Consider the following 12764-nt stretch of genomic DNA (forward strand, 5'->3'; position numbering starts at 1 on the left):
TTTAAAAAATGTCCTTAGCATATATTTTCTTTATGATTTGTTCTATATCTTCTTTGACACTATTATTGTTTAAGAGAAGATATTTTGATTTTATATCTATTTATATTATATTTTTAACACTGTATAGTATCCCATTGTTTTTTAATAGTATTTATAATGTTTATACTGAAGAATTTTCCATTGTTCCAAATGGGTTAACTCTTATTTCTATGGGGGTTGCCTTTTTTATGACGATTCCTTTTCTTTTAATGAATAATAATTTTAAAATTAATAATGATAATGATCAGAGTTTAAATTATTTTTTAGATCGAGTATTTCTTAATTTTACACTAGTATGCTGTATTATTGGTTTTTTAGTTAATATACCTTTATTATTGAATTCTGCAAACAAGTTGGAGGCAATAGCCTCTACAAATATTATATATTTTATTCTATTTATGTACTTTCCTTTAGTAGGTTTTTTTCTTGCTGTTCATCAAAAAAGAAAATTGTCAACTATAATGTTTTTTATAATGCTAATTGTGGTTGCTTTATTAGGTGCTAGAGCTCCTATGGCAATGGCAATAATAGGTTTTCTTCTTTATTATAATTCAAATAATAAATTTAGATTAATTTCGAAATATAAATTTTTCTTATTTGGTTTAGCATCAATGATTGCTATTATTTTAAGTAAAACTTTATATAGTACTTTATATGCGGGTTCTTCCTTGGGAGAATGGAAAAATGATTTTTCATTAAAATATATATTTCTAGGAAGTGAGTTCTTATCTACTTCTACTATTCTAGATTCAGTTGTCGTTAATAATTTTAGCATAGACTTTATTAATTCTTTTAAATCATTTTTAGCTATTCTTCCTATTCCATTAGAATATTTTAATTTCTCATCAAGTTATTTTAATGATGCCTTTCAACCATATCTTTTTCCTAGTATTAGTTATGGAATGGCCTATAACCCGTGGGCTGAAGCTTATGCTTGGATGGGTATTCCAGGAATAATTATTTATTCTTTAATTATATTGATAGCTTTAAGAGTATTATGGTTTTTATATAAAAAAAATAATTCTGTTGGAGCCGTTTTATTTTTGATTTTGGCTATCTTGGTTGCCTTTTGGGTACAGAGAAACTCATTAGGAAGTATTCTTGCTTATATTAGAAATATTTTATACCTTTACCTATTTATTTATATGTTTTCATTTGGGCTAAGTTTAATACTAAGTAAAGGTGGAAAAAAATGATACGAAATATATCATTAGATTTATTAAAAATTTTTTTGGCAATATGTATTATTGCTCTACATGGAAAAATTTTTTCGGACCTCAGTAGTTTATTATCTTTTTTTACAGTAAATGGTTTTTTTAGAGTAGGGGTTCCAATTTTTCTAATCATTACAGGGTATTATTTCTTTTTAATTAAAGATATTCGTGTATGGTTGAAAAGAGTAACTTTACTATATCTAATATGGATGATTTTTTATTCTTTATTTTACTTTGAATTTTCATTTTCAAGTCAAGCTATTATAAAAAATATGTTTTTTCTAATATTCGGTTATCATCATTTATGGTATTTGGCTGGTACAATAGCTGGGGGAATCTTATTGTATATTGCAAAGTCTTTTAGCACGCGAACTCAGCTTTTTTCAGCTATAGGATTATTTGTAGTAGGGTGCTTTATTCAGTATTTAGGAAATTTTCATTTTTTACCAAAAAAGATTGATTCTATATTAAATTTTTATCCTGTATATAGGAATTTTTTTACCGTCTGCTATCCTTTTTTGATGTTTGGTTTTCTTATTCATAAACTTAATTTAACTGCTAAATATAAAAAAATTGCTCCATTTGCTGTAATAATATCTTTAATTCTCCTATATCTCGAAGTTTTTATTAATTACTTCTTTATAAGTAAAACAGATCCATTAGATCTAATGTTTTCCTTAATGTTATTATCTCCTTTTATCTTTATATTTGTTTTTAACTTAAATATTAAAGGTGAAGGCAAGATGTTGGCACTCTTTTCAACAGCTTTATATCTGATACATCCTTTATTTCAAAATTTACTTAAATCTTTTAATATCAATTCAATTGAATTATTTTTTGTAACAGTTATTCTTAGTTGTTTAGCTTCTATCGTATTGATCATGTTAAACAAAAAAATTAAGGTTATTTTGTGAGTGAAGTTGAAAACAAAATGAAATTTTTAATGATTAGTAGTTTTTTGCCTTCAGTTCTAAATTTTCGTGGAAAATTACTAGAGGCTATTCATCATCAAGGCCATGAAATTCATATCATTGCCCCCGATCTTCAGCTGTTCCAGCCTGAAATGGACAAGCTAAAATCTCTTGGTTACTCAGTTTACTCTGTTGAAATGCAAAGAACGGGGACTAATCCTATTGCAGATATAAAAACACTATTTGAAATCTATAAAATTACAAAGAAAATTAAACCAGACTATGTCTTGTCATATACGATTAAACCTGTGATCTACGGCACGCTTGCTACTTATTTTGCAAAAGTGCCAAATCGTTTTTCACTTATAACAGGGTTGGGATATGCTTTTCAGAATGTAGATAGTACAAGTAAAAGAAGTACGTTCCAAAAAATCGTACATTGGCTTTATAAACAAGCATTAATAAGATCATCCAAGGTTTTTTTTCAAAATCCTGATGACCTAGCTTTATTCCAACAATTAAATTTATTAAGTAACAAGGTGCCAGCAGTAGTTGTCAACGGGTCTGGTGTTAATGTGACTGATTTTGAAGTTGTAAGTTTGCCTCGTGCTATGAATGGTCAAGTTAAGGTTTCATTTTTATTAATTGCTCGATTATTAGAAGACAAGGGCATAAGAGAGTATGTAGAAGCAGCCAAATTAATTAAAAAAGAATATCCTCAAATTGAATTTAATTTAGTGGGTTGGATAGATGAAAATCCAACCGCAATAAAACAGCAAGAATTAGATTCATGGATTGAGGAAAAAATTATTAAATATTGGGGGAAGCTTTCTGATGTTCGTCCCGCTATTGCTGAAAGTTCAATTTATGTATTACCTTCGTATAGAGAAGGCACACCTCGTACTGTCTTAGAAGCAATGTCTATGGGACGAGCTATTATTACAACAGATGCCCCTGGATGTAGGGAAACTGTAGAGCACGATGGAAATGGTTATTTAGTTGAAGTAAAGTCTGTCACTAGCTTAGAGATGGCAATGAAAAAGTTTATTCAGAATCCTGAACTGGCTGAAATTATGGGAACACGCTCTAGGGAAATTGCATTACATAAATATGATGTACATCAAGTGAATCATCATATGATGATAGAAATGGGAATTAAATAAGTGTTAAAACGTTTACTTGATATCATTATTGCTTCTGTAGCATTAATTCTACTTTCACCTTTATATTTTTATGTTGCATATAAAGTGAAAAAAAACTTAGGCTCGCCAGTATTGTTCCGCCAAGTTCGCCCAGGTTTACATGGTAAACCATTTGAAATGATTAAGTTTCGAACTATGAAAGACGCAACAGATGCACAGGGTAATCCTTTACCTGATAGTGAGCGTCTAACGCCATTTGGTAAAATGCTTCGTTCAAGCAGTTTGGATGAAATGCCTGAGCTTTGGAACGTGATTAAAGGTGATATGAGTATTGTAGGTCCAAGACCTTTACTGATGGAATATTTACCACTTTATAACAAAGAACAAGCCAAGCGCCATGATGTACGACCAGGAATGACTGGTCACGCCCAAGTTAATGGACGTAATGCGATTGGCTGGGATGAAAAATTTAAGCTTGATACGTGGTACGTAGAAAACAGATCGCTTTGGTTGGACTTTAAAATAATGCTACAAACCGTTAGAAAAGTAATCGCTAAAGATGATATCAATGAAGCTGGCGAGGCGACGATGACCAAGTTTACAGGTTCAAAGTCGGAAGCAGATAAATGAGTAACCAAATCTATGCAATTTATGGTGCTTCAGGCTGTGGTCGAAGTCTGATGCCTGTTGCAAGACAACAGCTTCAACGTCAGGGTATTGCAGCAGAAATTTATTTTATTGATGATAGTTTACAAGAAGAAAAGATAGTAAACGGACATACAGCTGTGAACTATCAAACTTTTAAATCAATAGAATGTTCTAATAAGTATGTATTAATTGCTATTGCGAATAGTCAAATCCGTGAAAAAATTGCCAATCAGTTGATTGCTGATGGGCTTAAACTTTGGTCCGTACAAGCTGATAATTCAGTAATTATGGATAACGTTGAAATCAGTGAGGGTGCTGCACTAAGCCCTTTTGTTTCAATTACATCAAATATAAAAATCGGTAAATGTTTTCATGCTAATTTATACAGTTATGTTGAGCATGACTGTGTGATTGGTGACTACGTTACATTTGCTCCAGGTGTTAAATGTAATGGCAATATTCGTATTGAAGACCATGCATACATCGGTGCTGGAGCCGTGATTAAACAGGGTACACCTGATAAGCCTTTAGTGATTGGTAAAGGCGCTGTTGTCGGTATGGGTGCTGTAGTGACTAAAAGTGTAGCAGCTGGCGTAACAGTTGTCGGTAACCCCGCCAGAATTTTAGAAAGAAAGTAAGAAGTATTTTTTATTAGGAAATCAGAATGTTAAACACTGCATTTGAACCATGGCCAAGTTTTACTACAGAAGAAGCTGACGCAGTCAAAAATGTATTACTATCAAATAAAGTAAATTATTGGACTGGTCAAGAATGTAGAATTTTTGAAAAAGAATTTGCCGAATTTTCTGGTACAAAATATGCGGTAGCTTTGGCAAATGGTACCGTGGCACTCGATGTTGCATTAAAAGCTTTAGACATTGGTGCAGGTGATGATGTTATTGTGACATCCCGTACCTTTCTTGCTTCAGCAAGTTCTATTGTAACGGCGGGCGCTAATCCTGTTTTTGCCGATGTAGAATTAGATGCTCAAAACATTTCACGACGTACCATTGAAGCTGTCATTACACCAAATACCAAAGCAATTATTTGTGTACATTTGGCCGGTTGGATGTGTGATATGGATCCGATTATGCAGCTTGCTGCTGAGCGTGGCATCTATGTTATTGAAGATTGCGCACAGGCTCATGGTGCAAAATATAAAGGTAAAGCTGCAGGATCAATCGGTCATATTTCTGCTTGGTCTTTTTGCCAAGATAAAATTATGACAACTGGTGGTGAGGGCGGTATGGTCACCACAAATGATGAAGCACTTTGGAAAAAAATGTGGTCATATAAAGACCATGGGAAAAGCTACGATAGTATTTATAATAAACAACATCCTCCAGGTTTCCGCTGGTTGCATGACTCATTTGGTACTAACTGGCGCATGATGGAAATGCAAGCTGTTATTGGTCGAATTCAGTTAACACGTATGACTGAATGGACAAAAAAGCGTACTGAAAATGCCGGAAAGATTTTAAAAGCGTTTGAAGACTCTCCTTACTTTAACGTTCATGTCCCTTCTGATGACTATGTACATGCATATTATAAATGTTATGTGCAAGTGAATTTAGAGACGTTACCAGAAGGTTGGACACGTGATCGTATAATGCAAGAAATTAATGCCCAAGATGTGCCTTGTTTTAGTGGCTCTTGTTCTGAAGTTTATTTAGAGCATGCTTTTGATGGTACTCCATGGCGTCCAGAAAAACGTTTGGAAAATGCACAGCAATTAGGTGACACTAGCTTGATGTTCTTGGTGCATCCGACTTTAAGCCAAGATAGTATAGAAAAGACAATTAGTGCAATTAATGCAGTTAGTAGAGCTATACAATCATAAAAATGTGAAGCTATTCACATAGCTTTCTTTTGAATTATGATCTGATTTAAAGTTATGTAACCGCTGCGTAAATTTTATTTCTAGTTATATGAGAAATGAGTATAAATACCGCACGGTTACTAGAACGATTAGAAGAGTATTGTGAAAAAGATTATTTATCAGTTTGCGTCTGCCCCAAGACTTGCTAAACAATGTTTTTTGGTTCTTGTAGACCTTTTTGCATTTCCTGTTATTTTGTGGCTATGTTATGCCATTCGACTGTTTGATTTAGGCGCTGAAGTTATCCCAGGTATTAACTATGGAGTAGCGATCGTTACTATCGTTGCTATTTTAAGTTTAATGCTCACAGGGGTATATCGCTTTATTGTCCGTACTTTTAATGAAGCCTTTATTGCAAAATTAGCGCTTGCTGTTGCCCTGATGGTGGTTGTTTTATATAGCCTAAATGCATTCTCAGCAGCTTTTGTTCCGACTTCAATTCCATTGATGTTTGGTTTCTTAATGTTTAGTTGGGTTTGGTGTAGTCGGGCATTTATCCGTTTTATTGTAAAGGCTACATTACTCACAGGGGAAGAGAGAAAGCGTATCGCAATTTATGGTGCAGGTGATGCTGGTCAGCAAATTGCAGCTGTGCTTTATCGTTCTGGTAACCATTTACCTGTTTTCTTCATTGATGATAATCCATCTTTGCAAGACCATATGGTTGGCGGTCTAAAAGTACTATCTTTAGAAAAAGCCTTACAACGGTTTGAAAAGTATAAAACTGATGAAATTTTACTGGCATTACCTTCAGTAGGTCGCGTACGTAAAAGTGAAATTATCCAACAGCTAGAACCTGCACATCTTAAAATTACTGAACTTCCGGGTCTTACTCAGCTGGTTGATGGTGAGCTAAAAGTTGCTGATATTCGTGAAGTAGACATTGTTGACTTATTGGGACGTGACCCAGTACCCCCTGTAGATCATTTACTTGCAAAAAATATTCATAATAAAATCGTGATGGTAACAGGTGCTGGTGGTTCTATTGGTTCGGAGTTATGTCGACAAATTATTAAAAATCAACCTAAGATGTTGATTATTTATGAAATTACTGAATTTGCTCTTTACAGTATAGATAGAGAATTACGTCTAACCGCTCAATGTGAAATTGTTCCAATTCTAGGTACTGTTCAGGATCAACAAAAATTAGAGCGTATTATTGAGCAATACAGCGTACAAACTGTTTATCATGCCGCTGCTTATAAACATGTACCTTTAGTAGAATGTAATCCAATTGCAGGATTAAAGAACAATGCGATTGGAACAGCGAATAGTTTAAATGCAGCTGTGAAAAAAGGTGTGGAGACATTCGTTCTCATCTCGACTGATAAAGCAGTACGTCCAACCAATGTTATGGGCGCCTCAAAACGCATGGCCGAACTTTATTGTCAGGCAATGGCTGAAGCTCAAAAGCAAACTCAAATTAGTATTGTACGTTTTGGTAATGTATTAGGTTCCTCGGGTTCTGTAGTGCCGTTATTTAAACATCAGATTGCAAAAGGTGGTCCTATTACTGTGACTCATCCGGATGTAACACGCTACTTCATGACTATTCCTGAAGCATCTCAGTTGGTTATTCAAGCTGGTGCGTTAGGCAAAGGTGGAGATGTCTTTTTACTTGATATGGGTGAGCCTGTTCGTATTCAGGATTTAGCTCGACAAATGATTTCTTTAAGTGGCTTAACTGTTCGTGAACAAGACTCAGTTCAAGGGGATATCGAAATTCGCTATAGTGGATTACGCCCAGGAGAAAAACTTTACGAAGAATTGTTAATTGATCAAGAAAATACTGAATATACCGAGCACAGTAGAATTCTTCGATCATTTGAAAAGTTCTATCCACTCTCTGAAATTCAAGAAGTTTTTGATCGAGTTAATAATATGACTGCTATTCAAAAAGATATTGATTGGGCTCTTTGTCAACTCGAACATTATGTTGATGGTTATAAACGTAGTAAAGACATTATGGTTAATTAGAGAGTGAATGTGTGATTAAAAAGGCAGTTTTACCGGTAGCTGGATTAGGTACACGTTTTTTACCAGCAAGTAAGTCAATTCCCAAAGAAATGGTCACGGTAGTTGATCGTCCTGCAATTGAATATGTAGTGCGTGAAGCTGTAGAGGCTGGAATTGAACAAATTATTTTGGTAACTCATTCATCTAAGGCATCAATTGAAAATTATTTTGATCGAAACTTTGAACTAGAAACGACTCTAGAGCAAAAGAAAAAGTTCGATTTACTTGAAGAAATTACGCAGATTATTCCATCTCATGTAAGTGTGGTAAGTGTAAGACAACCCCAACCTTTGGGTTTAGGGCATGCTGTTTTATGTGCAAAAAGTATTGTTGGGCAAGATGACTTTGCTGTGTTGTTGCCAGATGTCTTGGTGCAAGATAATTCAGGACAGAATGATCTATCACGTATGATTTCACGCTATGAGTCAAGTCAAGCTGCTCAAATCATGGTTGAAGCAGTACCAGACCATCTTGTAGATCAGTATGGAATTGTTGATGTAAAGCAGAGCCCGAATGAGGGTGAAAGTATTGCTATGCAGGGAATTATCGAAAAACCTGCTATAGGTTCTGCACCTTCTAATTTATCTGTCGTAGGACGTTATATTTTACCTGCTAAGATTATGCAGCTTTTAGAAAATACTCCGAAAGGCGCGGGCAATGAAATTCAGTTAACTGATGCAATTGCGATGCTTCAAGAAACAGATACCGTTGAAGCCTATCGGATGCAAGGCCAAACTTTTGACTGTGGAAGTAAGCTCGGTTATTTGAAAGCTGTACTACACTATGGTGTTGCACACCCTAAGTTAGGATTAGAATTTAAACAGCTGATTCAAGAACTTAAATTATAAAGTTTTGTAGTTCTGCTTAAGTATTTGTAAAAACTGCTGAATATAGCAGCTGGGCAGTATATTCTCTTCCTGTAAAGGGAAGAGAATTCTATAAAATACGAAAAAATCAGGTGTGCAATGAAAATCGCAGTATTTGGAACAACGTTACATGCCGGTGTGATGGCAGCGTTATTAGCTGAATATGGTAATCAAATTTACTGGTGTACCAGTGTCACTTGTGAAGAAAATATTTCTGTACTCTCATATCAAGATCAAGATGTAAATAATTATTTAAATAAGCAGCGAAAAGCGGGTTTTTTAAAAGAGAGCCCTTTTTCTGAGATTCCTTTAGATATTGAAGTTTATTTATTTTGCTTTAGTCCAACACAAATTGAACTTGCATTAAAAACAGTTGAGAAGTTGAGCGAACGACCTATTGTTCATCCGCGATTAATGATTAATGGCTCTACTTTTGGTTTGCATGGTACAGAGAAATTAAAACAGCATTTACCAAAAGATGAGTGGGTTTATTTTCCTGATGTGATTCAGGAAGGGAATGCTATCAACAGTGTATTGAATGTAAAACATGTCATTGTTGGTGTGGAATCTAGAGACGCAAGTGAAACTATGCAGGAGTTATTGCGTCCTTTTTTTCAATTTAGTTATCAATATTTATTTATGCCGATTTTAGATGCTGAGTTCACCAAACTTAGTATTTCAGGCATGTTAGCTACCCGCATTAGTTATATGAATGACTTGGCTATGGTGGCTGAAAAGTTAGGTATTGATATTGCGAATGTAAAGCATGGTATCGCTGCTGACACACGTATTGGTGCTGCCTATTTATCGCCAGGTGTAGGATTTGGCGGTGAGAACTTTTCGCATGATATTTTAACACTTTCAAGTACTGTGTCTGAAACTGGAACAAAAAGCCGCCTTTTGGAACAGGTATGGGCGATTAATGAGCAGCAGAAAGAAATTTTATTTCGTAAGTTATGGAATTATTATCACTGTAGTCTAAATGGCAAAACAGTTGCGATTTGGGGTGCTTCCTTTAAAGAGAATACTTCGAATATACATAATTCACCGATTCATATTTTATTAGCCGCATTATGGGCACAGGGTGTAATAGTACGTCTGCATGACCCTCAAGCTTTAGATGAAATAGCTGCAACTTATGGACATCGTGAAGATTTAATTTTATGTACGGACCAATATGAGGCGGTGCGAGATGCTCATGCGCTATGTTTAGTCACGGCATGGAAGCAATATTGGAGTCCTGACTTTAAGCAACTACAACAGTTAATGAAGCATCCTTTAATTTTAGATGGACGTAATATTTATGATCCTGCGTATGTAAAGGCGAAAGGTTTTGCTTATGAAGGAGTAGGTCGCTTATGAGTAAATCAATTGAGCAATTTCCAAAGGAATTAGCCTCACCTTTAACTCATCTTCAAACTCTAGGTGAAAAAAACTCAAAATTACATATAAAAGAGTTATTTGCTTTAGAGCCAGATCGTTTTCAAAATTATTCTGTAAAATTTGATCAATTATTTTTTGATTATAGTAAGCACCGCTTAACCAAAGATATTTTGGGACAATTAGTAGCTCTTGCAAATACTAAAAATTTAACCGAATGGATTCATCGCCTTTTTTCAAAGAATAAAATTAATTGTACTGAGCAACGTGAAGCAATGCACTGGGCATTGCGTTTACCAGCTGATTATTCAAAATTTCCAGATTTAACAGAACAAGTTCATAGCCAGTTACAACGCATGTATACCTTAGTGGAAAAAATCCATGCAGGGCAATATCGGGGTTCAACTGGTGAGGTGATTCAAGACGTTGTTAATATTGGGGTGGGTGGTTCTGATTTAGGACCACAAATGGTCACGCATGCTTTATCTGATTTTAAGGTAAAAACAGCTAAGCCTTTAAATATTCACTTTGTGTCGACTATGGATGGTAGTCAGTTATCTGAGTTGCTCCATCAACTTCGTCCTGAAACAACTTTGTTTATTATTTCATCTAAGTCTTTTGGTACGATTGATACTTTATCAAATGCACAAACAGTTCGTCAGTGGCTTGAAAAGGCCTTAGGAACACATGCTCGTGTATTAAAAAGTCACTTTATTGGTGTATCTACAAAATCTGAAAAAATGTCTGAATGGGGAATCTCGCCTGAAAACCAGTTACTACTGTGGGACTGGGTAGGTGGGCGTTATTCTCTATGGTCTTGTATCGGTTTACCTATTGCTTTGACGATTGGTGTGGAAGGCTTCCAGCAACTTTTAGCAGGGGCTCATGCAGTCGATGAACATTTTCAAAATACGAGTTTTGATCAAAACATTCCGGTTTTGATGGCATTGTTAGGAATCTGGAATAATAACTTTTTAAATATTCAGACCCATGCAGTATTACCCTATGATGGGCGATTAAAGTATTTTGCGGCTTATCTGCAACAGTTAGAAATGGAATCTAATGGGAAGTCAGTACAGCGCAATGGCTTAAAAGTTGAGCTTGATACTTGCCCTATTATATGGGGTGAGGTTGGACCAAATGCCCAGCATGCCTTCTATCAATTGTTACATCAAGGTTCTCAAGCAGTAAGCTGTGATTTTATTGCGCCAATTCAACGTTATAACGCAGATCATTTTACTTATGTTGAAAATGCTGAAGCTCTAGTTGAACAACATCATCTGGCACTTTCAAATTGTTTAGCGCAATCAAGATTATTAGCTTTTGGTAATGAAGCTTTAGACTCAACTGAATTAGAGAATTTACCAATTTATAAGCAATATGAAGGTAATCAACCCAGTTCTACATTATTATTGAAAGAATTAAACCCCTATAGTTTAGGAATGCTGATTGCTTTATACGAGCATAAAGTCTTTGTGCAGTCTGTGATCTGGAATATTAATCCATTTGATCAGTGGGGAGTTGAGAAAGGTAAGCAGATTGCTGATCAGTTACTTCCGATTTTAAACGGTGTTCAAAATGATCTTTCAACACTTGATGCATCAACGCGCGGATTAATTAAAATATTGTTAGGAAAAGTAGATGGCTAAAATTCTAGTCACTGGTGGCGCAGGTTATATTGGTTCACATACATGTGTTGAGCTTTTACAGACTGGTCATGAAGTTATCGTTTTTGATAATCTTTCGAATAGTTCAGAAGAATCTTTAAATAGAGTTCGAGATATCACCCAAAAAAGTTTAACTTTTGTGCAGGGTGATATTCGTAATGCGGATGAACTTGATCGTGTTTTCAAAAATCATTCAATTGATGCTGTTATTCACTTCGCAGGTTTAAAAGCCGTAGGTGAAAGCCAAGAAAAACCGCTGATTTATTTTGATAATAATATTGCGGGTAGTATTCAACTGGTTAATTCAATGGAAAAAGCGGGTGTTTACACACTTGTATTTAGCTCTTCTGCAACAGTATATGATGAAGGCAATATATCGCCATTAAATGAAGACATGCCAACAGGTATACCAAGTAATAACTATGGCTATACTAAATTGATTGTTGAGCAATTATTACAAAAGTTGTCCGCATCTAATCCAGAGTGGTCAATTGCATTACTTCGTTATTTTAATCCAGTAGGTGCACATAAGAGTGGCCGTATTGGTGAAGATCCACAAGGTATTCCAAATAATTTAATGCCATATGTGACTCAAGTTGCTGTTGGCCGTCGTGAGAAATTATCTATTTATGGTAATGACTATGACACGGTAGATGGTACTGGTGTGCGTGACTATATTCATGTGGTTGACTTAGCGAATGCACATTTGTGTGCTTTGAATAACCGTTTACAGTCGAAAGGTTGTCGAGCATGGAATATTGGTACAGGTAATGGTTCATCTGTTTTGCAAGTTAAAGACACCTTTGAACAAGTTAATGGCATACCTGTAGCATTTGAGTTTGTAGCACGTCGAGCTGGTGATGTTGCGACTTCTTTTGCAGACAATAGCCGTGCAGTTGCTGAGTTAGGTTGGCAGCCTCAATATGGCTTAGAAGATATGCTCAAGGATAGTTGGAACTGGCAGAAGCAGAATCCTAATGGATATAATTAAATACTAATAAA

At 35.1% G+C, this 12764-nt stretch carries 11 protein-coding genes; all 11 read left to right on the forward strand.

Annotated elements, in window-relative coordinates:
* Window positions 1–8: 8 nt before the first annotated feature.
* The 11 genes from ACT53H_RS16895 (at window position 9) to galE (ending at window position 12753) form a co-directional block, all read left to right on the forward strand.
* Window positions 9–1235, forward strand: coding sequence for an O-antigen polymerase (locus ACT53H_RS16895; protein WP_476009717.1), 1227 nt, complete (start codon window positions 9–11; stop codon window positions 1233–1235).
* Window positions 1232–2167, forward strand: coding sequence for an acyltransferase family protein (locus ACT53H_RS16900; protein WP_476009718.1), 936 nt, complete (start codon window positions 1232–1234; stop codon window positions 2165–2167). Before ACT53H_RS16895 ends, ACT53H_RS16900 begins: the two co-directional genes overlap by 4 nt.
* 17 nt (window positions 2168–2184) lie before the next feature.
* Complete coding sequence (locus ACT53H_RS16905; RefSeq protein WP_476009762.1) at window positions 2185–3327, forward strand: glycosyltransferase family 4 protein; 1143 nt, start codon at window positions 2185–2187, stop codon at window positions 3325–3327.
* On the forward strand, window positions 3328–3936 hold the full coding sequence (locus ACT53H_RS16910; protein WP_174739976.1) for a sugar transferase: 609 nt from the start codon (window positions 3328–3330) through the stop codon (window positions 3934–3936). It abuts the gene before it with no gap.
* Window positions 3933–4592 carry a NeuD/PglB/VioB family sugar acetyltransferase gene (locus tag ACT53H_RS16915; protein ID WP_476009719.1) on the forward strand — a complete coding sequence of 220 codons (660 nt, stop codon included), beginning with the start codon at window positions 3933–3935 and terminating at the stop codon, window positions 4590–4592. The genes ACT53H_RS16910 and ACT53H_RS16915 overlap by 4 nt, the downstream gene beginning before the upstream one ends.
* Before the next feature lie 26 nt (window positions 4593–4618).
* A complete protein-coding gene (locus ACT53H_RS16920) occupies window positions 4619–5794 on the forward strand; it encodes a DegT/DnrJ/EryC1/StrS family aminotransferase (protein ID WP_476009720.1) in 1176 nt (391 codons plus the stop codon).
* A 141-nt stretch (window positions 5795–5935) separates the two neighbouring features.
* Window positions 5936–7810, forward strand: coding sequence for a polysaccharide biosynthesis protein (locus ACT53H_RS16925; RefSeq protein ID WP_174739963.1), 1875 nt, complete (start codon window positions 5936–5938; stop codon window positions 7808–7810).
* An 11-nt stretch (window positions 7811–7821) separates the two neighbouring features.
* On the forward strand, window positions 7822–8697 hold the full coding sequence (gene galU, locus ACT53H_RS16930) for a UTP--glucose-1-phosphate uridylyltransferase GalU (RefSeq protein WP_151964444.1): 876 nt from the start codon (window positions 7822–7824) through the stop codon (window positions 8695–8697).
* Window positions 8698–8814: 117 nt separating this feature from the next.
* Window positions 8815–10077, forward strand: coding sequence for a nucleotide sugar dehydrogenase (locus tag ACT53H_RS16935; protein WP_004795442.1), 1263 nt, complete (start codon window positions 8815–8817; stop codon window positions 10075–10077).
* Window positions 10074–11744, forward strand: coding sequence for a glucose-6-phosphate isomerase (gene pgi / locus ACT53H_RS16940; RefSeq protein ID WP_476009721.1), 1671 nt, complete (start codon window positions 10074–10076; stop codon window positions 11742–11744). The genes ACT53H_RS16935 and pgi overlap by 4 nt, the downstream gene beginning before the upstream one ends.
* The gene (gene galE / locus ACT53H_RS16945; RefSeq protein WP_476009722.1) at window positions 11737–12753 is read left to right on the forward strand and encodes a UDP-glucose 4-epimerase GalE; all 1017 of its coding nucleotides are present in this window, start codon (window positions 11737–11739) and stop codon (window positions 12751–12753) included. Before pgi ends, galE begins: the two co-directional genes overlap by 8 nt.
* Window positions 12754–12764 lie beyond the last annotated feature (11 nt).

The sequence above is a fragment of the Acinetobacter sp. DMC2 genome, from assembly GCF_056314305.1.